The organism is Streptomyces sp. NPDC001443 (assembly GCF_053597355.1).
In genome coordinates this window covers 1-24447 of record NZ_JBSFIA010000022.1, presented here as the reverse complement: position 1 = coordinate 24447, position 24447 = coordinate 1, and the positions used below count along the sequence as shown (strand labels likewise).

The 24447-nt window shown below is 72.2% G+C and carries 23 protein-coding genes; 10 read left to right on the top strand and 13 right to left on the bottom strand.

All coding sequences use genetic code 11. The annotated features are described in order from the left end of the window. Positions 1-3 precede the first annotated feature (3 nt). The gene (locus tag ACWC24_RS22655; protein WP_450664663.1) at positions 4-798 is read right to left on the bottom strand and encodes a hypothetical protein; all 795 of its coding nucleotides are present in this window, start codon (positions 796-798) and stop codon (positions 4-6) included. Positions 799-1109: 311 nt separating this feature from the next. Between ACWC24_RS22655 and ACWC24_RS22650 the strand changes: the two genes are divergently transcribed. From ACWC24_RS22650 to ACWC24_RS22640, 3 genes are all read left to right on the top strand, one after another. Next, positions 1110-2906: an ABC transporter ATP-binding protein gene (locus tag ACWC24_RS22650; RefSeq protein ID WP_450664662.1), complete on the top strand. Its 1797-nt coding sequence runs from the start codon at positions 1110-1112 to the stop codon at positions 2904-2906. Then, entirely contained in the window at positions 2903-4684 is a 1782-nt protein-coding gene (locus ACWC24_RS22645) for an ABC transporter ATP-binding protein (protein WP_450664661.1), read from the top strand. Before ACWC24_RS22650 ends, ACWC24_RS22645 begins: the two co-directional genes overlap by 4 nt. Before the next feature lie 537 nt (positions 4685-5221). Next, a complete protein-coding gene (locus tag ACWC24_RS22640; RefSeq protein WP_450664660.1) occupies positions 5222-5692 on the top strand; it encodes a DUF5709 domain-containing protein in 471 nt (156 codons plus the stop codon). A gap of 104 nt (positions 5693-5796) precedes the next feature. On the opposite strand, the gene ACWC24_RS22635 is transcribed toward ACWC24_RS22640, so the two are convergent. Next, a complete protein-coding gene (locus tag ACWC24_RS22635; RefSeq protein WP_450664659.1) occupies positions 5797-6591 on the bottom strand; it encodes a metal-dependent hydrolase in 795 nt (264 codons plus the stop codon). A 145-nt stretch (positions 6592-6736) separates the two neighbouring features. On the opposite strand from ACWC24_RS22635, the gene ACWC24_RS22630 reads away from it, so the two are divergent. Together ACWC24_RS22630 and ACWC24_RS22625 are read left to right on the top strand one after the other, a co-directional pair. Further along, positions 6737-9250: a DEAD/DEAH box helicase gene (locus tag ACWC24_RS22630; RefSeq protein ID WP_450664658.1), complete on the top strand. Its 2514-nt coding sequence runs from the start codon at positions 6737-6739 to the stop codon at positions 9248-9250. A 19-nt stretch (positions 9251-9269) separates the two neighbouring features. Further along, positions 9270-10136: an acyl-CoA thioesterase gene (locus ACWC24_RS22625; protein WP_450664657.1), complete on the top strand. Its 867-nt coding sequence runs from the start codon at positions 9270-9272 to the stop codon at positions 10134-10136. A 1-nt stretch (position 10137) separates the two neighbouring features. Here the strand turns inward: ACWC24_RS22625 and ACWC24_RS22620 are convergent, their stop codons facing one another. Together ACWC24_RS22620 and ACWC24_RS22615 are read right to left on the bottom strand one after the other, a co-directional pair. Then, positions 10138-11052 (bottom strand): DUF6397 family protein, encoded by a 915-nt coding sequence (locus ACWC24_RS22620; RefSeq protein ID WP_450664656.1) that lies wholly within the window; start codon positions 11050-11052, stop codon positions 10138-10140. 125 nt (positions 11053-11177) lie between these two features. Then, on the bottom strand, positions 11178-11591 hold the full coding sequence (locus tag ACWC24_RS22615) for a roadblock/LC7 domain-containing protein (RefSeq protein WP_450664655.1): 414 nt from the start codon (positions 11589-11591) through the stop codon (positions 11178-11180). 94 nt (positions 11592-11685) lie between these two features. Here ACWC24_RS22615 and ACWC24_RS22610 point away from each other — a divergent pair, with 94 nt between their 5' ends. After that, complete coding sequence (locus tag ACWC24_RS22610) at positions 11686-12114, top strand: PPOX class F420-dependent oxidoreductase (protein ID WP_450664654.1); 429 nt, start codon at positions 11686-11688, stop codon at positions 12112-12114. Between the two features lie 27 nt (positions 12115-12141). Here ACWC24_RS22610 and ACWC24_RS22605 read toward each other — a convergent pair whose 3' ends face one another. From ACWC24_RS22605 to ACWC24_RS22585, 5 genes are all read right to left on the bottom strand, one after another. Then, positions 12142-12747: a GTP-binding protein gene (locus ACWC24_RS22605; protein WP_450664653.1), complete on the bottom strand. Its 606-nt coding sequence runs from the start codon at positions 12745-12747 to the stop codon at positions 12142-12144. A 248-nt stretch (positions 12748-12995) separates the two neighbouring features. Continuing rightward, positions 12996-13406: a DUF742 domain-containing protein gene (locus tag ACWC24_RS22600; protein ID WP_450664652.1), complete on the bottom strand. Its 411-nt coding sequence runs from the start codon at positions 13404-13406 to the stop codon at positions 12996-12998. Between the two features lie 22 nt (positions 13407-13428). Next, complete coding sequence (locus ACWC24_RS22595) at positions 13429-13866, bottom strand: roadblock/LC7 domain-containing protein (RefSeq protein WP_450664651.1); 438 nt, start codon at positions 13864-13866, stop codon at positions 13429-13431. Continuing rightward, complete coding sequence (locus ACWC24_RS22590) at positions 13863-16388, bottom strand: sensor histidine kinase (RefSeq protein ID WP_450664650.1); 2526 nt, start codon at positions 16386-16388, stop codon at positions 13863-13865. The genes ACWC24_RS22595 and ACWC24_RS22590 overlap by 4 nt, the downstream gene beginning before the upstream one ends. Positions 16389-16451: 63 nt before the next feature. Continuing rightward, a complete protein-coding gene (locus ACWC24_RS22585) occupies positions 16452-17225 on the bottom strand; it encodes an MHYT domain-containing protein (RefSeq protein ID WP_450664649.1) in 774 nt (257 codons plus the stop codon). A 152-nt stretch (positions 17226-17377) separates the two neighbouring features. Here ACWC24_RS22585 and ACWC24_RS22580 point away from each other — a divergent pair, with 152 nt between their 5' ends. Further along, positions 17378-17977: a class I SAM-dependent methyltransferase gene (locus ACWC24_RS22580; protein ID WP_450664648.1), complete on the top strand. Its 600-nt coding sequence runs from the start codon at positions 17378-17380 to the stop codon at positions 17975-17977. Positions 17978-18006: 29 nt separating this feature from the next. Here ACWC24_RS22580 and ACWC24_RS22575 read toward each other — a convergent pair whose 3' ends face one another. Beyond that, entirely contained in the window at positions 18007-18768 is a 762-nt protein-coding gene (locus ACWC24_RS22575; protein ID WP_450664647.1) for an alpha/beta fold hydrolase, read from the bottom strand. Positions 18769-18945: 177 nt separating this feature from the next. Here ACWC24_RS22575 and ACWC24_RS22570 point away from each other — a divergent pair, with 177 nt between their 5' ends. Next, positions 18946-19479, top strand: coding sequence for a PadR family transcriptional regulator (locus ACWC24_RS22570; protein ID WP_450664646.1), 534 nt, complete (start codon positions 18946-18948; stop codon positions 19477-19479). Between the two features lie 311 nt (positions 19480-19790). Beyond that, positions 19791-20735: a hypothetical protein gene (locus ACWC24_RS22565; protein WP_450664645.1), complete on the top strand. Its 945-nt coding sequence runs from the start codon at positions 19791-19793 to the stop codon at positions 20733-20735. Between the two features lie 143 nt (positions 20736-20878). Here the strand turns inward: ACWC24_RS22565 and ACWC24_RS22560 are convergent, their stop codons facing one another. Beyond that, a complete protein-coding gene (locus ACWC24_RS22560; protein ID WP_351611204.1) occupies positions 20879-21061 on the bottom strand; it encodes a hypothetical protein in 183 nt (60 codons plus the stop codon). A 515-nt stretch (positions 21062-21576) separates the two neighbouring features. On the opposite strand from ACWC24_RS22560, the gene ACWC24_RS22555 reads away from it, so the two are divergent. Further along, positions 21577-22917: an esterase-like activity of phytase family protein gene (locus tag ACWC24_RS22555; protein ID WP_450664644.1), complete on the top strand. Its 1341-nt coding sequence runs from the start codon at positions 21577-21579 to the stop codon at positions 22915-22917. 57 nt (positions 22918-22974) lie between these two features. Here ACWC24_RS22555 and ACWC24_RS22550 read toward each other — a convergent pair whose 3' ends face one another. Both ACWC24_RS22550 and xylA read right to left on the bottom strand, forming a co-directional pair. After that, on the bottom strand, positions 22975-23211 hold the full coding sequence (locus tag ACWC24_RS22550) for a hypothetical protein (protein ID WP_450664643.1): 237 nt from the start codon (positions 23209-23211) through the stop codon (positions 22975-22977). 459 nt (positions 23212-23670) lie between these two features. Next, a partial coding sequence (xylA, locus tag ACWC24_RS22545; protein ID WP_450664642.1) for a xylose isomerase occupies positions 23671-24447 on the bottom strand: 777 nt, incomplete at its 5' end.

Below are 24447 nucleotides of genomic sequence, written 5' to 3'. Positions count from 1 at the left end.
GAGTCAGTCGAGGTGCGCCCTGTCGCCCATCACCACCACGGGATGCCGGTCAGGGTCGAGTGTGCGCAACAGGTACCGCACAGCCGCTCCGGACAGGCCGACACAGGCCGACGTACCGCTGCCGTGGTCCAGGTGCAGCCAGATACCACCCCCTCTGGAACCGCCCTCGGGGCGGGTCGGGTCGTTCGGCGGGGTGCCCTTGAGGCGGTTGTAGTCGATGGCGATGACGTAGTCGAAGTCGTGCCAGTGCGACCTGGCCCACCAGTGCGGCGCCGCGAAGCCGGCGGATCTCGTGTACGGGAGTCGGGTTCCGGGGTCGGCGAGGACACCGCCGGCGTCGGTGAGCGTGAACACTCCCACGGGGCTGCGCCCGTCGCCCTCGTGGTGGTCGGTGGTCCAGCCCTTCTTCCCGTTGTGCGCGGGCCAGTCGCGGACGTGCTCCCAGACGGAGCCGCGCCTGGTGTACAGCACGACCGTGGCGTCGGCCGAGTCCCTGCCGTCCCCGTAGACCGCCACCACCTGCCGGGAGTCGGCGGGGATCCGCCGCCGAAGGCGCTCGCCGACGCCCGGGATGCGGGTCGGGTCCACGGGCTTTGCACCCGGGCGCTCCGGGCGGGTTCGGCCCGGGTCCGGGTGAGTGCGGTCCGCGCCCGCGACGGGTCCCGCGCCCCCACCGCTCCCCCGGTCCGGGCCGTCGCATCCGGACAGGGTCAGCAGGCCCGTGAGGGTCGCGAGCACCGGCAGCACCGACAGAGCCGACAGGGTCGTGCGGGTCGCCCGGGCCGTGCCGGTCGTCACGGCCGTCGAGGGGAGCGCGGTTCGCCGTCGCGGTTCTCGCGCACCGTGCGCTGCCACTCCGACATCACCCCATCCTCCTGGAACTTTCCTGACATTCAACCAGAGTTAGGGACATTCAACTGATGCCGGACCAGTCCGGATCGCGCGGACCGGGCAGCCTGAACCGTTCGGCGCCCCGGAAAAAGAGGTTGATTTTGACCACGCTCCGACGCGAACCTTTCACGGTTTGTTGCCGCGCCTCGCGGCTCCGCCCTTCCCTGCCGTCCTTCCACCTTCCCCGTCCGCCCCCTGACACGAGCCACTTGGACGTCATGCAGATTCAAGACCTTCCGTATCCCGACCCGGGCGTGCCCGACGTGCGTTCGGGCCCCCGGTTCCTGTGGTGGCTCGGCCGGAACCAGTTGGGCGGTCAGATCCGGGCGCTGGCCTGGGGCCTGCTGCACTTCACGGCCGTCTCCGCCCAGCCCTTCTGCGTCGGCTACGCCGTCCAGGCCGTCGTCGACCGCTCCGGCACCCAACTGGCCCTCTCCGGCGGCCTGATGGCCCTGTGCTGTGTGGGCATCGCGGTCGGCGACACCTTCCTGCACCGGGCCGCGGTCACCAACTGGATCACGGCGGCGGCCCGCGTGCAGCAGCTACTGGCCCGCAGGGCCGCGCAGTTGGGCTCCGCGCTGACCCGCCGGGTCGCCGCCGGCGAGGTGGTGGCGGTCTCCACGGGAGACGTCGAGAAGATCGGCTGGTTCGTGGAGGCCGTCTCCCGCTTCACCGCCGCCGCGCTGACCGTCGTCCTGGTCTGCGTCGGCCTGGTCGTCTACCAGCCCTCGCTCGGTGTGGTCGTAGCCGTGGGGCTGCCCCTGCTGAGCCTCGCCGCACTGCCGTTGCTGCCGCGCGCGACCAGACGCGCCGACCTCCAGCGCCAGAAGGCCGGCCGCGCCACCGAGCTGGCCTCGGACACCGTCGCCGGTCTGCGCGTGCTGCGCGGCATCGGCGGCGAGGACCTGTTCCTCGACCGCTACCGGCGCGCCTCGCAGGAGGTCCGCCACGCCGCCGTACGCAGCGCCCGGATGTGGTCACTGATCTCGGCGATCCAGGTCCTGCTGCCGGGTCTGCTGCTGATCGCGGTCGTCTGGTACGGCGTCCACCTGGCCCGCGAGGGCCGGATCTCCGTCGGCGAACTCGTCACGGTCTACAGCTCGGTCATGGTACTCACCTATCCGCTGCGTCACTTCACGGAGATCGCCATGGCGTACTCCTTCTCGCGGCCCTCGGCCCGGCGGGCCGCGGGCGTGCTGTCGCTGGAGCGGTCCACCGACACCGGGGGCTCGCGCCCGGCCGACGTTCCGTCAGGAGACCTGTACGACCCGGACACGGAGCTGCTCGCCCCCGTCGGCCTGCTCACCGCGGTGGTCTGCGGCGACCCGGACGCGGCGGGACGGCTCGCCGAACGCCTCGGCGGTCACCCGGCGGAGGCGGGCACCACCTCCGTGCTGCTCGGCGGTGTACCGCTGGACGAACTGCCCCTCGACACGGCGCGGACGGCCGTCCTCGTCCAGGACAAGGACCCCGTGCTGCTCTCCGGCACCCTGCGCGAACTGCTCGACGTCCCCGCCTCCGGTGACGTCGATCCGCGGGCGGCCCTGGCGGCCGCACAGTGCGGCGACGTCCTGGAGGCGCTCGTGCAGGGCTCGCTCGACGCCGAGGACCCGATGGACGCCCGTATCGCCGAGCGCGGACGCTCCCTCTCGGGCGGCCAGCGCCAGCGGCTCGCGCTGGCCCGGTCGCTGATCACGGACCCGGAGGTCCTCGTCCTGGACGAGCCGACCTCCGCCGTCGACTCGCACACCGAGGCGCGGATCGCGGAGGGCGTCAGCCGGCTGCGGGCGGGCCGCACGACCGTGGTCTTCACCTCCTCACCGCTGCTCCTGGACCGCGCCGACCGGGTCGTCCTGGTGCACGAGGGCGAGGTCGCGGCGGTCGGCGCGCACCGGGAGCTGGTGCTCACGGAGCCCCGGTACCGGGCCGTGGTGACACGCGAGACGCAGGACGAGCCCGCCTTCGCCGACGGTGCCTTCCGGGGCGCCCTGGAAGAGATCGAGGAGACCGCATGATCGGCGTGGCACCACCGGCCTACGACCCGGCGGCCCCGACGACGGCGAGCACCCTGCCCGTCGGCGCCCCGGCGACCGTACGCGCCTACGTGGCCGAACTGTTCCGCCGCCACCGCCCTGCCTTCCTGATGCTCATCACGGTCAACACGGTCGCGGTGATCACCTCGATGGTCGGTCCCTGGCTGCTGGGCGGCCTGGTCGAGCGCGTGTCGGACCACACGCGGGAACTCCATCTGGAGCGCACCGCCGCACTGTTCGTGGTCGCCCTGCTCGTCCAGGCCGTGTTCGTGCGGCAGGTGCAGCTGCGGGGCGCGGTGCTCGGCGAGCGGATGCTGGCCGACCTTCGCGAGGACTTCCTCGTGCGGTCGGTGGCGCTGCCGCCCGGCGTGCTGGAGCGGGCGGGCACCGGCGACCTGCTCTCCCGGATCACCACGGACATCGACCGGCTGGGCAACGCCATGCGCGAGGCCGTGCCGCAGCTCGCGATCGGCGTGATGTGGACGGTGCTGCTGCTCGGCGGACTCGTCGTCACCGCGCCGCCGCTGGCCCCGGCCGTGCTGCTCGCCGCGCCGGTGCTGATCGTCGGCTGCCGCTGGTACTTCCGACGAGCACCCTCCGGATACCGTTCCGAAGCCGCCGGGTACGCAGCCGTCGCCGCCGCTCTCGCCGAGACCGTGGACGCCGGACGCACCGTCGAGGCGCACCGGCTCGGAGCCCGCCGCGTCGAGCAGTCGGACCAACGCATCAGTTCGTGGACCCAATGGGAGCGCTACACGCTCTGGCTGCGTTCCGTGCTCTTCCCGGTCGTCACCGTCACGCATGCGACCGTGCTCGCCTCCGTCGTGCTGATCGGTGGGGTGTTCGTCCTCCAGGGCTGGATCGGGATCGGCCAGATGACCACGAGCGCCTTGATCGCGCAGATGCTGGTCGACCCGGTCAACCTGATCCTTCGCTGGTACGACGAGCTGCAGGTGGCGCAGGTGTCGCTCGCGCGGCTGGTCGGCGTACGGGACATCGAGCCCGATGCCGGGGACGAGTCGGTGTCCCCGGACGGGCGCGACGTCCACGCGGACCGGGTGCACTTCGGCTACCGCGCGGGAGTGGACGTACTGCACGAGGTCTCGCTCGCGGTCGCGCCGGGCACCCGGCTGGCGCTGGTCGGCCCCTCCGGCGCGGGCAAGTCCACCCTGGGCAGGCTGCTCGCCGGCATCTACGCGCCCCGGGCGGGCCGCATCGCCCTCGGGGGCGCCGAGCTGTCCCGGATGCCTGCCGAGCGGGTCCGCTCCCACGTGGCCCTGGTCAACCAGGAGCACCACGTGTTCGTGGGTTCCCTGCGTGACAACCTGCTGCTCGCCCGGACCCACGCGGCCGACGCCGAGCTGTGGGCCGCACTCGGCGCGGTCGACGCGGACGGCTGGGCGCGCGCCCTCGCCGACGGTCTGGACACCGAGGTCGGCTCGGGCGGCCTCGCGCTCACCCCGGCCCAGGCCCAGCAGATCGCGCTGGCCCGGCTGGTGCTGGCCGACCCGCACACCCTGGTCCTGGACGAGGCGACCTCGCTGCTCGACCCGCGGGCGGCACGTCACCTGGAGCGCTCCCTGGCCCGCGTGCTCGACGGCCGTACGGTGATCGCCATCGCCCACCGTCTGCACACCGCCCACGACGCGGATGTCATCGCGGTCGTGGAGAACGGTCGCATCACTGAGCTGGGCAGCCATGACGAGCTGGTCGCGGCGGACGGCGCGTACGCGGCCCTGTGGCGTTCCTGGCACGGCTGAGGGAGCCGACGGTGCCCGAGGCACGGCGGGACGGCCGGGTCCGGTGGCGGTCGTGGCCGAACACCCGGAGCAGGTCCGGGGCGCCCGCGACCGCACGGAGCGGGCGTCCACGGTGAGCCGCCGGGCGGGCGCGGCCCCGTCGGCGCGCCGCGGGTCCGCCCCGGCCCCGGCCTCGGCGCGGGGCCGCCGGACGGGTCCGGCAGGGCCTGGTGACGTCGGCGGCCACGGGCCTGGTCTCCCGGGCGCGGACCGGCGGGACACCGCGGGGCGGCCGGGCTCCCGGGGACTCACGCGCGGGCGCCGACGGGGGCGCTCGGGGCGGTGCGGGAGGGCCGCGCGCATGCCGACGGTGGGCGGCTCCTCGCGCTCTGGCGTTGCGCAGTCCCGAACCCGGGTGGAACGCTGGAAAGCGGCACAGGTGCCGAAAGCACCCGGGAATCCTTCGGTGCGTGCCGCGCGCAGCCTGCGCCCCGTACGGCGGCGGCCGATCGCCGACCGCGGTACGAGCGGGCCCGTTCCCACGACCTGGAGGTACCCGTGAACAGCGTCGACGGATGGGGAGACGACGTCTACCAGCCCGACGGATCCGAGGTCCAGGCCGACACGGGACTCCTCGATGTGGAAGACACCCTGGAGAACGACGGCGTCGGTGATCCTCTCGACCGGGGCTGGTCCCCGCCCGAGCGGCCGTGGGCGGTGGAGCGCTCCGATGTCACCGCCGCGGAGCGGCACCGCGGCGAGACGCTGGACCAGCGCCTGGCGGAGGAGACGCCGGATCTCGACATCCCCGACAGCGACGGCATCGGCGACTGCGAGGGCACCGACGGCGAAGTCCTCGACAACGAGGTCGGCGCCCTGCGCTCCGGCAGGCTCGTGGCCCCCGACGAGGGGGCGCACGAGGACGAGGAGAGCGCGCTGGTCGCCACGGACGTCGGCATCGACGGCGCGGCGGCCTCCGCGGAGGAGGCCGCGATGCACATCGTCGACGAGGACAGCCTGTCCGGCTGAGTCCGCCGCCCCCGGCCCGCGTGCCACCTCTGCGGGCCGGGCGGCACACCCCGGACGGGCGTGCCGCGTCAGGCGTACGGGCCGCGTCAGGCGTACGTGCGGCCTCAGATGTAGTTGAGCGCCGCCGCGCCGCACACCCCGCCGAGCACCATGAACACGGGCATCAGCACCTTGAGCTCGACCCAGCTGCCGGCCCGGAAGCGCATGGCCTTCGGGGTACCGAGGGGGTACCAGCGCTTGCGGCCCAGCGGGATCGGCCAGAGTATCGGGCAGCCCGAGACGGTCAGGGCGTCCCCGATGTCGTGCACCAGGGCGCCGAGGACGATCGGCAGGCCCAGCCACAGATACTCCTGGCCAGGTGCCGTGAACAGCCAGTCCGAGCCGTTGCCGGGCTTGTCCAGGACTCCGGCGACGATCCACGCGGTGGTCGCGGCCAGCAGCCACACCAGGATGTCGCTGCTGGAGCCGCGGGCGGCCCGCCACAGCAGGCCCTCGATGGCCAGCACCATGTGCACGAAGAGGATCGCCAGCACCGCCCAGCGGCCGCCGGCGATCGCCAGCGCCGAGGTGCCCGCACCGATCATGACCGCCCACAGCCAGGTGTGGGTGAGCGTGCGGTGCCCACCGGAGCGGCGCGGGTCGCCCGGCTTCCTGGTGGACTTGTAGGCGGCGTAGGAGAGCTTGTCGACGATCTCGCAGAGCCAGCGCGAGACCGGGCCGAAGGCGCGGGAGATGGTGGCGGCCTTGTGGTCGAGGTCCGGAGCGAGAGCGGCACCGGCGCAGATCAGCGCACCGGCCACCACGACCGGCCAGGGCATCGGGTGCCCGGCCGCGGCGGTCGCCGCCCCTACGCCGAGCCAGGCGGCGGCGCCCGACAGTGAGTGTGCTGGTCCCATCATGGCCGTTGCCCGCCCTGTTCCTCGTGTGTCGCTGTCCAGTTGACCGGGTGCGTTGACGCTCCGTCGGCGACACAGCGTAGCGGTCATGATCTTCGGCCTGGTATCCGATTCCCGCATCGGGGCCGAGGCCAGGCAATATGGGTGCGTGACCCTCATCGATCAGCTGCCGCCGACCGCAGACCCCGACGCCCTCTACGAAGCCTTCGAGTCGTGGGCCCAGGAGCGCGGTCTGACGCTCTACCCCCACCAGGAGGAGGCGCTGATCGAGGTGGTCTCCGGTGCCAACGTGATCGTGTCGACGCCCACCGGCTCGGGCAAGAGCATGATCGCGGCGGGCGCGCACTTCGCGGCGCTCGCCCGGGACGAGGTCACGTTCTACACCGCCCCGATCAAGGCGCTGGTCTCGGAGAAGTTCTTCGAGCTGTGCAAGATCTTCGGTACCGAGAACGTCGGCATGCTCACCGGTGACGCGTCCGTCAACGCGGACGCGCCGGTGATCTGCTGCACCGCCGAGGTGCTCGCGTCGATCGCGCTGCGCGACGGCAAGGACGCCGACGTCGGCCAGGTCGTCATGGACGAGTTCCACTTCTACGCGGAAGGGGACCGGGGCTGGGCCTGGCAGATCCCCCTGCTGGAACTGCCGCAGGCGCAGTTCGTCCTGATGTCGGCGACGCTCGGCGACGTCTCCTTCTTCGAGAAGGACCTGACCCGGCGCACCGGCCGGCCCACCTCGGTGGTCCGCTCGGCCAACCGCCCGGTACCGCTGTCCTACGAGTACCGGTACACCCCGCTCACGGAGACGCTGACCGACCTGCTGGACACCAGGCAGGCGCCGGTCTACATCGTGCACTTCACCCAGGCGCAGGCCGTGGAGCGCGCGCAGGCGCTGATGAGCATCAACATGTGCTCGAAGGAGGAGAAGGAGCGGATCGCCGACCTGATCGGCAACTTCCGTTTCACCACCAAGTTCGGCCGCAACCTCTCGCGTTACGTGCGGCACGGCATCGGCGTCCACCATGCCGGCATGCTGCCGAAGTACCGGCGTCTGGTGGAGAAGCTCGCCCAGGCCGGGCTGTTGAAGGTCATCTGCGGCACGGACACGCTCGGCGTCGGTGTCAACGTGCCCATCCGCACCGTGCTGTTCACGGCTCTGACCAAGTACGACGGCAATCGGGTGCGCACGCTGCGGGCCCGGGAGTTCCACCAGATCGCGGGCCGGGCCGGGCGGGCCGGCTTCGACACGGCCGGCTTCGTGGTCGCGCAGGCGCCCGAGCACGTCATCGAGAACGAGAAGGCGCTCGCCAAGGCGGGTGACGACCCCAAGAAGCGCCGGAAGGTGGTCCGCAAGAAGGCGCCCGAGGGCTTCGTCGCCTGGACCGAGACCACGTTCGACAAGCTCATCACCTCCGAGCCTGAGCCGCTGACCTCCCGTTTCCGGGTGACGCACACGATGCTGCTGTCGGTGATCGCCCGGCCCGGCAACGCCTTCGAGGCGATGCGCCGGCTCCTGGAGGACAACCACGAGCCGCGCAAGCAGCAGCTCCGGCACATCCGGCGCGCGATCGCGATCTACCGTTCCCTGCTGGACGGCGGCATCGTGGAGAAGCTCGACACGCCGGACGCCACGGGCCGCATCGTGCGTCTGACGGTCGACCTCCAGCAGGACTTCGCCCTCAACCAGCCGCTCTCCACCTTCGCGCTGGCCGCGTTCGAGCTCCTGGACCCGGAGTCGCCGTCCTACGCGCTGGACATGGTCTCGGTCGTGGAGTCCACCCTGGACGACCCACGGCAGATCCTCGCCGCCCAGCAGAACAAGGCGCGCGGCGAGGCCGTCGCCGCGATGAAGGCGGACGGGGTCGAGTACGAGGAGCGCATGGAGCGGCTCCAGGACATCGGCTACCCCAAGCCGCTGGAGGAGCTGCTCTTCCACGCCTACGACACCTACCGCAAGAGCCACCCGTGGGTGGGCGACCATCCGCTGTCGCCGAAGTCCGTCATCCGTGACATGTACGAGCGGGCCATGTCCTTCACGGAGTTGGTCTCCCACTACGAGCTGGCCCGCACCGAGGGCATCGTGCTGCGCTACCTGGCCAGCGCGTACAAGACCCTCGAGCACAACATCCCGGACGATCTGAAGTCCGAGGACCTGGAGGACCTGATCGCCTGGCTGGGCGAGATGGTGCGCCAGGTCGACTCCAGCCTGCTGGACGAATGGGAGCAGCTGGCCAACCCGGAGGAGATGACGGCCGAGGAGGCCCAGGAGAAGGCCGACCAGGTCAAGCCGGTCACCGCCAACGCGCGGGCCTTCCGTGTCCTGGTCCGCAACGCCATGTTCCGCCGTGTCGAACTCGCCGCTCTCGACCAGGTCGGGGAGCTCGGCGAGATGGACGCCGAGGCCGGCTGGGACGCCGACGCCTGGGGCGAGGCGATGGACAAGTACTGGGACGAGTACGACGAACTCGGCACCGGCCCGGACGCCCGCGGTCCCAAGCTGCTCCTGATCGAGGAGGAGCCGCAGCACGGCCTGTGGCGGGTCCGGCAGATCTTCGACGACCCGCGCGGCGATCACGACTGGGGCGTCAGCGCCGAGATCGACCTCGCGGCCTCGGACGCCGAGGGCCGCGCCGTCGTCCGTGTCACCGACGTCGGCCAGCTGTGAGCCGAGGAGAATCCCACCCATGACGAATCCGGCCGAGAGGCTCGTCGACCTGCTGGACCTGGAGCAGATCGAGGTCAACATCTTCCGTGGCCGCAGCCCGCAGGAGTCCCTGCAACGGGTCTTCGGCGGCCAGGTGGCGGGCCAGGCGCTGGTCGCCGCCGGGCGCACCACCGACGGCGAGCGCCCGGTGCACTCGCTGCACGCGTACTTCCTGCGCCCCGGCCGTCCGGGTGTGCCGATCGTGTACCAGGTCGAGCGGGTCCGGGACGGACGGTCGTTCACCACACGCCGGGTCACCGCCGTGCAGCAGGGCCGTACGATCTTCAATCTCACCGCCTCCTTTCACAGGCCTGAGGAAGGTCCCTTCGAGCACCAGCTGCCACCGGCCCGCAAGGTGCCGGCACCGGAGTCCCTGCCGACGGTCACGGAGGAGATCCGGGAGCATCTGGGAGCACTGCCGGAGCAGTTGGAGCGGATGGCGCGCCGTCAGCCCTTCGACATCCGGTATGTGGACCGGCTGCGCTGGAACGCCGAGGACGTCGAGGGCGCCGAACCGCGCAGCGCGGTGTGGATGCGTGCGGTCGGCCCGCTCGGGGACGATCCGCTGGTGCACACGTGCGCGTTGACGTACGCGAGCGACATGACCCTGCTGGACGCCGTGCGCATCCCGGTCGAACCCCTGTGGGGTGCGCGGAACTTCGACATGGCGTCGCTGGACCATGCCATGTGGTTCCACCGGCCGTTCCGCGCGGACGAGTGGTTCCTGTACGACCAGGAGTCGCCGATCGCCACGGGCGGCCGGGGCCTGGCCCGCGGACGGATCTACGACCTGGAGGGACGCCTGCTGGTGTCCGTCGTCCAGGAGGGTCTGTTCCGGGCTCTTTAGGTCAGGGGCTTCTGCGGCACAGCCGGCTCAGCAGGCCGCGCGTCCGCTCGGGCCGGTCCGGCACGTGTGCCGCGGCGCTCCGGGCTTCGCGCCGTGGGGTCCGAGGATCCGCGTTCACGATCCTGTGGGGCGCGGGGTGGGGCACCGGCCGGTGCCGGCGCGCCTGTTCGACGGCGTGCGCCAGATCGGCGCTGAGCCGGCCGATCTCGTCCGGGTCGGCCGCCGTGGCGAGCGTCTCGGCGATCCGCGCGGACGGTGACCCGGGAACGCCCTGCGTGGGCGGGTCCGGCCGGAACCGGTCGACCTTGGCGCGCTCGTGGGGATCCGGGACGGTCTCGGCGATCTGGTCGGGGGTGAGCAGAGAGGCCAGGGCGCCCGCGCGCTGCCAGGGGCCGTCGGCCTGCCGCAGCAGGAATTCCAGGTGCCGTCCCCGCCAGTTGCGGGGCCGCAGGTCCACTCCCGCGCGCAGTCGGTCCCGCAGCGCTTCGGGGGTACGCCCGCTCAGCAGTCCGCGATGCTCATCCCCGGCGGCGAACCGCCTGATGTCGTCGGCGAGATACAGCCAGACCACCGCGCGATAGCGGTTGAGGTAGAACTTCACCGGGCTCACCAGGCCCAGGCGTGCCAGGCGGGTGAAGCGGGCGGCCGTCACCTCCATGAGGGTCGCGCCTTCCCTGGTCCCCACGACCCGGACGCCGGCGCGCAGCCCCTCGGGGAAGTCCTCCGCGGAGCGCAACCGGTCGATTTCGGTGTGCGCGACGCGACGCGCTCCCCCGCCGCCTTCGTCGGGCACGGTCCGGATGCGACCGAGGCGCACGGCGAGTTCGAACTCGCCCCGCCTGAGTCCCAGTTCCCGGGCGGCTCGGCCGGTCGCGAGGGTGGGGACGTGCGGTGTCGTGAGCGTGTGGACGGACATGATCGGTCTCCCCCGTGGCGTCGGTGACTCGCGCCGTGCGCGCTTGCCGTGAGAAAAACCGTAGCCGCATCGACGCTTCTCGTGGCGAGCCTGTGGATAACTCGTCGGAGGATGAAAGCCGCAGGTCAGAGGTCTATGACCGGAGTTCGTTCGGGCTGGCGGGCGTCCAGTCCGAGGTGTTCGCCGACTCGGTTGACGAGGAGTGTCATCTCGTAGGCGATCTGGCCGATGTCGGCCTGCGCGCCGGTGAGGACGCTCAGGCAGCTGCCGTTGCCCGCGGCGGTGACGAACAGGACGGCGTCGTCGAACTCGACCATCGTCTGACGCACCTGTCCCGCGCCGAAGTGGCGTCCCGAGCCCTTGGCCAGGCTGTGCAGTCCGGACGACACTGCGGCCAGATGCTCCGAGTCCTCCCGTCGTAGTCCTGTGCTCGCGGCTGTCACCAGTCCGTCGTTGGACAACACCAAGGCGTGCCGTACGTGTTCGACACGCTCGGTCAGGTCGTCCAGCAGCCAGCCGAGTCCCTGGTTCTGCGCCATGATCCGGTCTCCCCGTGCGACGTCTCCCCCTGACCGGAGGATCTCCCCCGCCAGCCTTCCCCACCTCCGGGCGCCCGGCAAGGAGGATGTGGACATGGCACAGAAGATGACCGATGACGAGTGGCGGGCGTTCGTCTCCTGCGGGACGCGCACGGGGAAGCTGTCCACCGTTCGGGCCGACGGGAGCCCGCACGTGGCGCCGATCTGGTTCCTGCTGGACGGGGACGAGATCGTGTTCAACACCGGCAAGGGCACTGTGAAGGGACGCAATCTGGCCAGGGACGGCCGGGTCGCGCTGTGCGTGGACGACGACCGGCCGCCGTTCGACTTCGTGGTGCTGCACGGACGTGCGGTGCTCTCGGAGGAACTGGACGACGTCCGGCACTGGGCCACTCGTATCGCCGCCCGGTACATGGGCGAGGACCGGGCCGAGGAGATCGGCGCCCGGAACGGCGTCCCGGGTGAACTCCTCGTCCGGGTCACGGTCGAGAAGGTCCTGGCGGAGAAGGGCGTCGCCGACTGACGGCGCCGCCGGTCCGAGGACCGACCGTCAGCCCACCGAGTCGAGCAGCCGGGCGGTGTGCATCCGCCCGGCGTACTCGACGAGCCGGATCAGGACTTCCTTCCCCGAGTCGCGGTCACGGGCGTCGCACAGCACGACGGGCGTTCCCTGGTCCAGGTCGAGTGCCGAGGAGACCTCACGGGCGTCGTAGGTCCGGGCGCGCGGGAAGCAGTTGACGGCCACCACGAACGGGATGTGGCGGTGCTCGAAGTAGTCCACGGCGGGAAAGCAGGCCTCCAGCCGCCGGGTGTCTGCGAGGACCACGGCCCCGAGGGCTCCCTGCGACAGCTCGTCCCACAGGAACCAGAAGCGGTCCTGGCCGGGGGTGCCGAACAGGTACAGGGAGAGGCCGGAACGGATGGTGATGCGCCCGAAGTCCATCGCGACGGTCGTCGTGACCTTCCGGTCGACCCCGTCGGTGTCGTCCACGAGTTGTCCGGCCTCGCTGAGCAGTTCCTCGGTGCGCAGCGGCCTGATCTCGCTGACCGCGCCCACCAGGGTGGTCTTGCCCACGCCGAACCCGCCGGCGACCAGGATCTTCAACGCCAGGGCGGTCGTGTCGCCGTCCATGTCTTCGGAGTGCTCGGAGACCATCGATCACTTCTCTCGGGAGTCGGGCCACGACCGACGTCCGTTCGGGTGCGGCGCGCCCCGGCGGACGGTCCGCCCGTGGCTCCGGGGCGGGTTCACGAAGTCAGCATCATGACAACTGCACCCCCTTCAGGGGGCGTTCGACCGTTTGTGGAATGTCTGGACCGATCTGCGCGCGTTCACTGAGCACCGGGCCACCGAAGTGGACGGTGTGCACGTCCTTTCGGGTCCGGATGGTGGTGAACGTTTGTCTACAGCGCACGGAGCCCTTCGATCACTTCGCGCAGGATCCGTTCGTCGGGCAGTTGCGCGGGGGGCACCGGTCGGCTGACGGTGACGCGGCCCAGTTCCAGCAGGTCGCCGAGGAGAACCCGGACGACGCCGACGGGCAGGTCGGCGCCTGCCGCGAGTTCGGCGACGGACTGGGTCTCCGGACGGCACAGATCGACGAGGCAACGGTGCTCCGGGCCGAGACCGACATCGTCGGCTCCGGGTGCCGTCGGGTCCAAGGTGACGAGCGCGATCAGGTCGAAGCGCACTCCGTCGGGGCCGGACCTGGTCCGTCCGCCCGTCATGGCGTACGGGCGCACCAAGGGGCCGGCCTCGTTGTCGTACCACTGACTGCCCCGCTCGTGCGGGGCCTCGCGCCTGCCTTCGGTCATCTTCGCCGGCCGTTCCCTCGCCTCATCCACCGGCCGGCGGGCGCGCGGTGGCGCGCGGCGCGCTGCGCAGGTGCTCGCCGACGCGCTTGACCAGGCGTGCCATCTCGTACGCCACCAGGCCGATGTCGGCGGTCACCGCGGTCAGCAGGGCGAGGCAGGAGCCGTCGCCCGCGGCGGCCACGAACAGGAAGCCTTCGTCCATCTCCACCATCGTCTGGCGTACCCCGCCGGTGCCGAAGTGCCTGCCCGCGCCCTTGGCCAGGCTGTGGAAGCCGGAGGCGACCGCGGCCAGGTGTTCGGCGTCCTCCCGGCTCAGGTCGGTCGACGCGCCCACGGCGAGGCCGTCGTTGGACAGCACCACGGCGTGCCTGACTTCGCGCACGCGCGTCACCAGGTCGTCCAGCAGCCAGTCGAGTTCGCCGGATCGCCCGGCCGGCTTCGTGCTCGGGTCCTGGATCATGCGGGGGCTCCTTCGCCTCTGTCGTCGAGCGGTGCGGGGCCCGGGGTGGCCCCGCGGCCCGGTTGCCTGCCTCCGCCGCGTGTCCAGCCCGTGCGAAAGGCCGTCATGCGGTCCCTTACGAGTTCCGGTGTGCGCCCGTCGTCACCGTCCGGGTCGGCCGGCTGCTCCGACTCCTCCGCGGCCCGCTCGCGCAGTTGGGGGGCGAGGCTCGCCTGCCGTACCCGTCGTGGGAGGCCGTCGGATCCCGCGGTGTCGTCCGTGGGGCGGTGCAGGCGCAAGGTGGCGACTCCCGGGGGTGGGTCCTGGGTCCCGCCGGCCGCCGCGGTCTGCGCGGGGGCGGACAGCGCGGGTCGGTCGGCGGGCGGGGGAACGGCTTCCTGGTGCGCGGTGGCGACCGCCACGCGCGCGTACGCACGTGGTTCCACGGTGCGCTCCGTCTCCCCGGCCGCACGGGCGGGGCGTTCCGGCGCACCGTTGTGCAACAGGGCCGTGGGCAGCAGGACGACCGCGGTGGTACCGCCGTAGGGCGAGGTCCGCAGATGCACCTTGATGTCGTGGCGCGCCGCGAGCCGGCTGACCACGAACAGGCCGAGCCGGTCGCTGTCGAAGAGATCCAGGGCCGCGGACTGCGCGATACGCCGGTTGGCCCCGGCGAGCGTCTCCTTGCCCATGCCGAGTCCGCGGTCCTCGACCTCGATCGCGTAACCGTTGCCGACGGGTTCGCCGGCGATGCGCACGCGGGTGTGGGGCGGTGAGAACTGGGCCGCGTTCTCGACGATCTCGGCCAGCAGGTGGGTGAGGTCGGCCACCGCGGTACCGATGACGGACGCCTCGGGGAGTTGTCGTACCTCCACGCGTGCGTAGTCCTCGATCTCGGAGACGGCCGCGCGGACCACGTTCGTCAGGGAGACCGGCATGCGCCACGCCCGGCCGGGGGCCGCGCCGGAGAGGATGATCAGGCTCTCCGCGTGGCGCCGCATCCGGGTGGTGAGGTGGTCGAGACGGAAAAGGTCGCCGAGTTCGTCGGGGTCGTCCGACCGGCGTTCCATGCTGTCGAGGAGGCTGAGCTGACGGTGGACGAGGACCTGGCTGCGGCGCGCGAGGTTGACGAACACGCCGGAGATGCCGTTGGCCAGTTCCGCGCGCTCCACGGCGGCGTGCAGCGCGGCCCGGTGCACGATGCCGAGGGCCTCGGCGACCTGGCCGGTCTCGTCCTCCGCGCGGGGTCCGGGCGGTGCCTCGGCCCGGACGTCGATCTCCTCGCCCGCGTGCAGCCTGCGCATGGTCTCGGGCAGTTTGCGCCGGGCGATGTCCAGAGCGCTGTTGCGCAGGCCGACCAGTTCTACGACCAGGCCGCGTCCGATGCGCACCGAGATCACCAGCGACGCGGCGACGGCGACGAGCCCGAGAAGCACCGCGGCACCGGCCGAGGTGAACAGGCCGCGGGTGAACGGGTCGGCCCGGTCGGCGACGCCGCGCGCGGCGTCCTGCTCGACGGCGCGCATGCCGTCCTGTACGCGCGTGTGCGCGTCGTCCCACGTGGCGCCGGATGCCGCGTCGATCGCGCGCGGGCCGGAACCGCTCGCCAGGACCCGGTCCTCGACGGCCTCCACGGCGGCGTAGGCGCCGCTTTCGGCGAGGCTCCGCCAGGCGGCCCGCTCGGAGCCTCGCAGGTCCACGGCGGCCGACTCGGTGAGCGCGCGACGGGTGTCGACGGCCCCGGTGAACAGCCTCAGCCGCTCCCCGTCGAGCGTGCCGACGAGGCGTGCGCTCGAGAGGACCGTGTCCTCCTGGGCCAGCGCCTCCCCGGCTCGGGAGAATTCGAGCAGTACGCGCGCGTCCGAACCGAGGTCGGCGTCCTGGATGCCGGTCAGCGCTCCGTCTACGCGGAAGGCGGCGGTGATGCTGTCCGTGTAGCGCCTGTACGCCTCGTCCCATCCGGCACGGCCGTCGAGCACGTCGGCGCGCAGGGAGCGCAGTTCCTCGGTTCCCATGACGAAGGCCGCCAGTCGCCGGGCGACTCCTGCGGGCATCTCCTGGCCGTCGGCGACGGTGTTGCGGTCGCCGAGGCGCAGCTTCGCGACGGCCCGGTCGGTGCGCCGACCCAGCTCGCGGTAGTCGCCGCCGGAGGCGAGGGCGGGATCGGTCGCGTACCGCACGGCCGTGGCGCGCTCGGCCTGGAGAGCGGCGACCGCGGTCGCGACGGGGGCCCGGACCTGGGCGTCCACCCGCTGCAACTCCAGCAGCCCGGAGATGTCCTGAGCGGTGCTGACGGTGGCGGACGCCCACAGCGCCAGCAGCGACACGACCGGCACCATCAGCAGGCAGACGATCTTGGCCCGGACGGTGCGGGGCCGCAGCCGCCGACGGCCCGCGCGCCCGTGCGGGCCGTCGGTCGGCGCGGCCGAGGAGTCGTCGGGGCCCTCGTCGGCGGGTGGTCCGGCGTGCGCGCGGCGACCGCGTGCCGGGGACGGAGGCGGCGTCTCGGCGCCGGCCGGGGCGATCCTGCGGGGTGTACGCATGGCCTCCTCGCTCGGAAGTGGTTCGTGGGCCCCGCGCGCGGACTCACCGGCGCGGCAGACCCGCTAGCGGGCGACGCTCCCGACCGTGCGCTGGGCCGAGGCGGATGCCTCGCGCTCCCCCGCCGTCGGCGACAGCGCGACGAAGGCCGAGGTCAGGAAGAGGTAGGACCCGAGGCCCACGGCGAGGGGGAAGATGAACTGCATCGCCGAGGCCCCGGGCAGGGCCGCGCCGGAGGGCGTGACATGCACGCTCACGGCGGACATCCCGGTGTAGTGCATGCTGCTGACGGCGGCTCCCATGACGAGGGAGGCGACGGTGACCGCGACCGGCGACTTGATGTTGAGGGCCGCCCACAGCGCCGCGGTCGCCGCGACGACGGCGATCAGGACGGAGAGCCCGACGAGCGGCGGGTCGTAGCTCACGCGGCCGTGCAGTCGCATCGCGGCCATACCGAGGTAGTGCATGCTCGCGACGCCCAGCCCGGTGGTGAGACCGCCGAGGAGCAGCGCGCGGGTGCGGTGGCGGCCGTAGCCGACCGCGAAGACCCCGGCGGACACGACGATCATGGCGACCACGAGGCTGAGGACGGTGAGCGGCACGTCGTAGCGGATGTCGGTGCCGCCGACGCCGAAGCCGAGCATGGCCACGAAGTGCATCGTCCAGATGCCGGTTCCGATCGCCGAGGCCGCGGTGAGCAGCCAGTTGCGGCGCGAGCGCCCGGTGGCACCGAGGGCGCGGACCGTGCAGCGGAGTCCCAGCGCGGCCCCTGTGCACGCCATCACGTACGACAGCGCGGGGGTGAGCCAGCCGAAGCCGGCGTGGTCCAGGTGTCCCATGGCCCGTGGACGCTAGTCGGGGCACGGGAGCACGGAGGGGGCGCATTTCGAAATCTGCTGGAATATGGCGCATATACGTATCGGAGCGATCGCCCGAAGCTCGAACGTGTGCGCCGAGACGTCTCCGGTGTCGGTGCGGGATCATGCGGAACATGAGCGACCATCACACGCACGTCCAGGAGTTCTTCACCGCCCGGGCGGCCGACTGGGACACCCGGTTCCCCGACGACGGCCCCGCCTACGCGGCCGCCGTCGCCGCTCTGGGCCTGCGCGAGGGGGACCGCGTGCTCGACGCGGGCTGTGGCACCGGGCGCGCCCTGGGGCCGTTGCGGGCCGCCGTGGGCGCCTCGGGCGTGGTCGTCGGAGCCGATCTGACCCCGGCCATGCTGGAGGCGGCGGCACGGGCCGGACAGGACCGGAACGGACGGCTGTTGCTCGCCGACGTCACCGCGCTCCCGTTGCGCTCGCAGTCGGTGGACGCGGTGTTCGCGGCGGGGCTGGTCGCCCATCTTCCCCGTCCCGCCGAAAACCTCCGGGAGTTGGCCCGCGTGGCGCGTCACGGCGGCACGCTGGCACTGTTCCATCCGATCGGCAGAAGGGCGCTGGCCGCGCGCCAGGGCCGCCGGATCACCCCGGAGGACCTGCGCGCGGAACCCCGCCTGCGTCCGCTGCTGGCCGCCTCGGGATGGCGTATGACGTCGTACGTCGACGAGGACGCGCGGTTCCTGGCCCTGGCGGTCCGGGAGGGCTGAGGCACCCGGCCGCGACCGGCCGGGGCTACTCAGCCCAGGCCGCTTCCCGCGACCGCCGCGACGAACGCGTCGGGGTTGTCGAACATGACGTTGTGGCCGGCGCCGGCCGCGGTCACCACCCGTACCCCCGCGGCCTCCAGGGCCGCCCCGCCCTCGAGTTCGCCGCTCCGCTCACCCTGCACGTACACGCGCTCGATCGTCAGTTCTTCGAGGAGCGTGCGCATCACCGGATCCGAACCCCTCCTGAGCCCCACGGCGGAACGGTGCAGGGCGCGCGGGTCCGCCAGCCGCATGGTCGCCGCCCACACCGGTCCGACCCGCTCCAGTACGCGCGCGTGGCCGCCGTCGACGAAGGCGTCCTCGTCGTAGGAGGCGATACCGCTGCTCCCCGCCGTGACCGGCGGAAAGGCGTCGAGGTTGGCCTCGGTGAGGACCAGCCGGGACACGAGGTCGGGCCGCCGCCGGGCGAGCACGATGGCGACGGAGCCGCCCATGCTGTGCCCGACGAGTTCGGCGCCCGTCACACCGGCGGCGTCCAGCGCCGCGGCCAGGGCGTCCGCGTGGTCCACGAGGGTGTAGCCGAAGTCCGCGGGCCGGTCGCTGGTGCCGTGCCCGGGCAGGTCCACGAACAGACTGCGCCGCCCCGCGAGTTCGGGCCGGGCGGCGACATGCGCGTGGTACACGGCCGAGGTCGCGCCGAGGCCGTGCACGTACACCCGCGCGGGTTCCGCTCCCGGCGTCTCCGTCCAACGGACGCAGTTCCCCTTGCCGTCGAACTCGGCCTGCTTCATCCCGTCTCCCCGCTCGTCGCTCGTCGCTCGCCACCGAAGCTGCCGCCGACCGTCCTTCGGCGCACGTTCGACTATACATCGGTGTCGATGTATAGCGAGGGTGATGTATAGCGAGGGCGATGCGCGAGAGGGACGCACTCCGCAGGACGCGCCGCACCGGTGGGCGAGAATGCGGGCATGCTCGAGCTCGCCATCCTCGGATTCCTGTACGACGCCCCGTTGCACGGCTACGAGCTGCGCAAACGCATCAACGCCCTCATGGGACACGTGCGGCCGGCGGCCGAGAGCACGCTGTATCCCGCGATCAAGCGCATGGAGCGGGCCGGGCTGCTCGCCCGCGCCACCGAGCCGGGCGCGGTGGCGGCACCGCGGCACGTCCTGACGCTCACCGACGAGGGGAGGCGCGAACTTCGCCACCGGCTCGCCGATCCCGTCCAGCGCGACATCACCGACGAGAACCGCTGGTTCACGGTGCTCGCCTTCCTACGGCATCTGGACGACCCCGGCGCCCAGTCGGCCGTGTTGCGGCGCAGGCTGGCGTTCCTGGAGGAACCGGCGAGCTTCTTCTACGCCGACGACCGCCCGCTGCGCGCCGAGGAGGTGGACGATCCCTTCAGGCGCGGCATCCTGACCATCGCGCGTGCCACCTCCCGCGCCGAACTCGCCTGGCTGCGAAGCACACTGGACACGCTGGAGTCACCGGCCGGCTGACGCGCCCGGGTACCGTCCCGGCAGGGGGACAGTCGCCGCATCCGTACGATCCGCTCGAACCGCAGCGCCCCTCTTCTGCGGCCGGGAATTCCACTCCACGTCGAGGTCGCCCGGGAGCGCGACGAGTAGCCGGGCGCGGTGGCACGCGCCCCTCTCGGGCTCCCGACGGCCCGAGGGACCCTGGCCTCTCGTGGCCGATTCGTCCCGTCCCGACGGAAAACCACAGTTCCGCATGCGCCTGGGAGCCGTGACAAGCGGCTTCCGGGCACACTAGGGTGCGCGCCGATGGACGAACCTATGGGGAGGCTGAGATGGCCGGGACGGACGAGGACACCGTCGCCGCCGCGGACGACGCGCTCTACGTGCTCACGGCGCTGCTGCTGACGCCGGCGAAATTCCCGAGCGTACTGGGCGACGACTACCCGGAGGCCTGCGCGGCCCTGGGCCTCGCCCCTCTCGTCGACGGCTACGGCCTCGTACTGGGGCAGGACGGCGGCGGCGCGCGCTGGACGGTCGCGATCGACGACGTGTCGCTGGTCGCCGTCGCGATCGCGACATGGGACTGCGGCCTGGAGTACGACCTGTCGCCCGAGGAGCGGACCGTAGTGGCCGCCCTGCCCGGCTGGCCCCTCGATGTGGCGGTCGCGGCGCCCGGCGTGCCGGCACCGCACGATCCGGCCCCGGAGGACGGGGACGGCCCGCCCCTGTGCCCGCCGGACACGAGCGTCTGGGGCCCGGCCCAGCGGCGGCTGGGCGCGGACGAGATCGCCATGCAGTGGGCACGCTGGCGGGAGCAGCTCGACGACGACGCCTTCAGTGCCTCCTCGAAGGATCCCGAGGCGGCGGAGGGCAGCGGCGGCGCCTCAAAGGCGACGGAGGGCACCGGCGGCACCAAGGGATCTCCTGCGGGCGCGGAGGAGGGCTCCGAGGCGTCCGAGGCCGAGGACAAGGCCGGCGAGCCCGGGAGGACGGCTCCCGAAGAGCCCCACCACCAGGGGATCCGGCGCGTCCTCGCGGAGGCCTGGGCGTACGTCGATTCGCCGCCGCCCCTGGGACGGGTGCGGTCCTCCTTCGGATCGGGGGACGCGCGGACCCTGCGCGTCGACGGTCCGGGCTGGTCGCTGGTGGCGAGGACCGACGACATCGCGTTCGTCCTGCTGGACGACGAGCCCGGTGAGGTTCTGCCGGTGGGACGCGGGCCGGAGCTGCCCGGTCTGCTGGCAGCCCTCGACAAGATGGCCGTACGCCCGAACTGAAGCCGGCACGGGCGTGTCGCAGGTCGCGGACCTGGCGGCACACCGGTGCACGGGGCGTGCCCCGCACCCCGCAACCGCACCCGTCGCGCGTCAGCCGTCCGCGGACCACGCCGCCCGCGGGCCCGTGGACGAAGACGGACGCGTCAGCGCCCCAGCTCCTTGCGGCCGACCCTGCGCAGCCTGCGCCGCTGCGAGGGGTCCAGCGCGAGGTACGCGGCCGCGGGAACTCCCAGGACTATGAGCAGCGCGGCCCACCAGGGCAGCCAGATCAGCAGGATGAGCCCGACCGCGACCCCTCCCGCGGCGATCTTCGCGTTCTTCGACATGTGCGTCGCCTCCTTCGCGGCTCCTGCCGCTCTCTGCTGTGAAAACGGGCCCGTGCTCCCCGCGGTTCCGTCTCGCGCCCCTGAGAGGTCCCTGATGTCCGACCCTTACGGGCCCCTGAGAGGGAAAAAACCGCCCTGCCGCGACGTGATATCCATCACACTCTAAGGCGGTTCGGGCCGTGTGCGCGCCGTCGGCACCACCCCGCCGCAGCCACCGTTCGACGCCCCTCCGGACGGAGCCGATCGTCACCGCCGACGCGCCTCCCTGCGCACCTCCCGGCAGGCCTGTCCGAGGACGCGGTCGGCGCATGCTCGGCCGAGGGGACCAGGACCTGCGCACGGCTCGGCGCCGGTCCGCCGAGCGGCCGACGTCCGGCGTTCACCGGGCCGTCGTGCGGCGTTCGACCGGAGACCCAACTCTGTCCGCTGTCGACGCACTTGATGCGTACGACCCAACTCGGCAACCTCGCCCCACATCTGACGGCTTCTCCGCAAGCTGCCCCTCAGGAGGCTCGATGTCCCCGCTCGCCACCGGCCGGCGCCGCGTCCGACGTTCCGTCGCGGCGGGTGCGCCCCTCGCCGTACTGGCCGCACTCGTGGCGGCGGGCCCGGCCGCGGGCGCGCCCTCCGAGGACGCCCGCGTCGTCCGCACGGCGACGCTCGGCGACCTTCCGCTCGGCACGTTCAGCAATGCGCTGCTGCCCGGGACCGTGGACAACGACCGTGGCGTCGACCTCGGCGGCATCGGCAGCGACATCTACCCGGCAGGCCGCAAGGGCGAGTTCTGGACGATCACCGACCGCGGGCCCAACGGCCAGATCAAGGTGAGCGGCACCAAGCGCCGCACGTTCCCGGTGCCCGGCTTCGACCCGGCGATCGTGAAGATCCGGGTCTCCGGTGACAGCGTGCGGGTGCTCGACGCCATTCCGCTCACCACGTCGTCCGGGAAGCCCGTGACGGGCCTGTCGAACCTGGCGGGCCGCGACGAGGCCCCGTACTCCTACGACGCGACGACGCCCCTGTCCTACAACCCGAACGGGCTGGACACCGAGGGGATCGTGCGCGCCGCGGACGGCAGCTTCTGGCTGGTCGACGAGTACGGTCCTTCCCTCGTCCATGTCTCCGCGCGCGGCAGGGTGCTCGTCCGCTACGTGCCCAAGGGGCTGGAGCTCACCGGTGCGGACTACCCGGTGGTCCAGTCGCTGCCGGCCGTGCTGCTGCACCGGAAGATCAACCGCGGCTTCGAGGGACTCGCCCAACTGCCCTGCGGTGACCTCGTGATGGCGTTGCAGAGCCCGTTGTCCCTGCCGGACGCGGACGTCGGGAACGCCTCGCGCACCACCCGGCTGCTGCGCTTCTCCCCCAAGAAGCGGGCGGTCACCGCCGAGTACGCCTACCGCTTCGACCCGGTGGACGTGGTCGACCCGAGCGAGGACGACACCTCCGAGCTCAAGATCTCCTCGGTCGTCGCCGTCGGCGGCGACCGGCTGCTGGTCGAGGAGCGCACCGACAAGGCGGCCCGGCTGCAACTGATCCGTCTGGACCGCAGGGAGAACATTCTCGGGAGCGTCTGGGACGACGACACGACGTCGCCGTCCCTGGAGCAGCTCGACGATCCGACGGCCGCGGGCGTCCCGGTGCCGGCCAAGCGGCTGGTCGTCGATCTGGGCGAGGTCGCCGGCGTGCCGGGGAAGATCGAAGGCGTCGCGCGCGTGGATCACGACACGCTCGCCCTGATCAACGACAACGACTTCGGCATGACGGACGGCGCGGGCGCCTTCGACGCGCAGGGCCGACTGGTCGACAGCGGTATCAAGACGACGGTGACCTACGTGCGGCTGCCGCGGGGCATCTGACCCACAGCAGCCCACGACCGCCCACGGCCGTCCGCGCCCGCCGTCGTCCGCGCCCCGTCAGGGCGCCAACGACGGGAGCAACGACACCAGGTCGCTCGGCAGTTCGGTGGGAAGTGCGGTCGGAAGCTCGGTCGGCAGTTCCGTGGGAAGTCCGGTCGGAAGCTCGGTGGGGAACCCGCTCGGCAGGGTGCTGGGCAGTTCGGTCGGCAGGCTGAGGGAGGGCGCGGGGGTGGTGCTCGCGCTGCTCTCCTCGGCCGGTTTCCGTGCGGGTGAGTCGTCGTTCCGAGAGGACATCAGGACCACGACGGCGACGACGATCCCGACGGCGACGACCGCCGCGAGCAGCAGGAGGAACGGATTGCGGCGCCGCCCCGGCCCGCCTGGATCCTGGGGTGGGGGACCGTACCCGCTGTCGCCTCCCGATGGGGGGCCGTACCCGCTGTCGCCTCCCGGCGGAGGGCCGTAGCCCCCTTCGTAGCTTCCGGAAGCGGGGCTGGAGGGTCCGGAAGGCGGTCCGAATCCGCCGCCCGGCGGCTCGGGCGGCTGTGGCGGTACGGGCGGTATGGCCATGCCGACCAGGGTCGCGCCGTACCGGCCCCGATGCGACCCCCGCACGGAGGTTGACACGGAATCAGGTCGTGGACCGCATGATTCCGGGTCATTCCGCGCGGGGGCCGGTCACGGCGAGGCCATGCGAACACGCACGCGTGCGTGTGTTCAGCCGTGTGTACGTGCCGTCAGGCACGCGTGCGTTCAGCCGCGGGTGCCGAGGAGGTGGTCCATGGCGAGCTGGTCGAGGTGCTCGAACGCCATCCCGCGCGCGGCGGCCGCGTCGACGTCGAAGTCCTCGAACGAACCGCGGTCGGCCAGCAGCGCCTGAAGACCGTCGGCGGCCGTCGGCTGCGCCAGCTCGTCGAGGCGCGCGGCCCGCAGCGCCTCCTGGACCTGCGGGTCCGCCCGGAACGCCAGCGCACGCTCCTTCAGGATCAGGTAGTTGCGCATGCAGCCCTCGGCCGACGCCCACACCCCGTCGAAGTCCTCGGTCCGCGGCGGCTTGAAGTCGAAGTGCTTCGGACCCGCGTAACCCGCGCTCTCCAGCAGGTCCACCAGCCAGAACGCCGACCGCAGGTCACCCGCGCCGAACCGCAGGTCCTGGTCGTACTTGATGCCGGACTGGCCGTTGAGGTCGATGTGGAAGAGCTTGCCCGCCCACAGCGCCTGCGCGATGCCGTGCGGGAAGTTAAGCCCCGCCATCTGCTCGTGACCGACCTCCGGGTTCACGCCGTACAGCTCCGGACGCTCCAGGCGCTCGATGAACGCCAGCGCGTGACCGACGGTCGGCAGCAGGATGTCACCGCGCGGCTCGTTCGGCTTGGGCTCGATGGCGAACCTCAGGTCGTAGCCCTGCTCGGTGACGTACTCGCCGAGGAGGTCGAACGCCTCCTTCATCCGGTCCAGCGCGACGCGGACGTCCTTGGCGGCGCCGGACTCCGCGCCCTCACGCCCGCCCCAGGCCACATAGGTCCTCGC

Coding starts and splice junctions, on each gene's coding strand:
- ACWC24_RS22650 (WP_450664662.1), top strand. CDS start 1,110: ATGCAGATTCAAGACCTTCCGTATCCCGACCCGGGCGTGCCCGACGTG.
- ACWC24_RS22645 (WP_450664661.1), top strand. CDS start 2,903: ATGATCGGCGTGGCACCACCGGCCTACGACCCGGCGGCCCCGACGACG.
- ACWC24_RS22635 (WP_450664659.1), bottom strand. CDS start 6,591: ATGATGGGACCAGCACACTCACTGTCGGGCGCCGCCGCCTGGCTCGGC.
- ACWC24_RS22625 (WP_450664657.1), top strand. CDS start 9,270: ATGACGAATCCGGCCGAGAGGCTCGTCGACCTGCTGGACCTGGAGCAG.
- ACWC24_RS22620 (WP_450664656.1), bottom strand. CDS start 11,052: ATGTCCGTCCACACGCTCACGACACCGCACGTCCCCACCCTCGCGACC.
- ACWC24_RS22615 (WP_450664655.1), bottom strand. CDS start 11,591: ATGGCGCAGAACCAGGGACTCGGCTGGCTGCTGGACGACCTGACCGAG.
- ACWC24_RS22610 (WP_450664654.1), top strand. CDS start 11,686: ATGGCACAGAAGATGACCGATGACGAGTGGCGGGCGTTCGTCTCCTGC.
- ACWC24_RS22605 (WP_450664653.1), bottom strand. CDS start 12,747: ATGGTCTCCGAGCACTCCGAAGACATGGACGGCGACACGACCGCCCTG.
- ACWC24_RS22600 (WP_450664652.1), bottom strand. CDS start 13,406: ATGACCGAAGGCAGGCGCGAGGCCCCGCACGAGCGGGGCAGTCAGTGG.
- ACWC24_RS22595 (WP_450664651.1), bottom strand. CDS start 13,866: ATGATCCAGGACCCGAGCACGAAGCCGGCCGGGCGATCCGGCGAACTC.
- ACWC24_RS22590 (WP_450664650.1), bottom strand. CDS start 16,388: ATGCGTACACCCCGCAGGATCGCCCCGGCCGGCGCCGAGACGCCGCCT.
- ACWC24_RS22585 (WP_450664649.1), bottom strand. CDS start 17,225: ATGGGACACCTGGACCACGCCGGCTTCGGCTGGCTCACCCCCGCGCTG.
- ACWC24_RS22580 (WP_450664648.1), top strand. CDS start 17,378: ATGAGCGACCATCACACGCACGTCCAGGAGTTCTTCACCGCCCGGGCG.
- ACWC24_RS22575 (WP_450664647.1), bottom strand. CDS start 18,768: ATGAAGCAGGCCGAGTTCGACGGCAAGGGGAACTGCGTCCGTTGGACG.
- ACWC24_RS22570 (WP_450664646.1), top strand. CDS start 18,946: ATGCTCGAGCTCGCCATCCTCGGATTCCTGTACGACGCCCCGTTGCAC.
- ACWC24_RS22565 (WP_450664645.1), top strand. CDS start 19,791: ATGGCCGGGACGGACGAGGACACCGTCGCCGCCGCGGACGACGCGCTC.
- ACWC24_RS22560 (WP_351611204.1), bottom strand. CDS start 21,061: ATGTCGAAGAACGCGAAGATCGCCGCGGGAGGGGTCGCGGTCGGGCTC.
- ACWC24_RS22555 (WP_450664644.1), top strand. CDS start 21,577: ATGTCCCCGCTCGCCACCGGCCGGCGCCGCGTCCGACGTTCCGTCGCG.
- ACWC24_RS22550 (WP_450664643.1), bottom strand. CDS start 23,211: ATGTCCTCTCGGAACGACGACTCACCCGCACGGAAACCGGCCGAGGAG.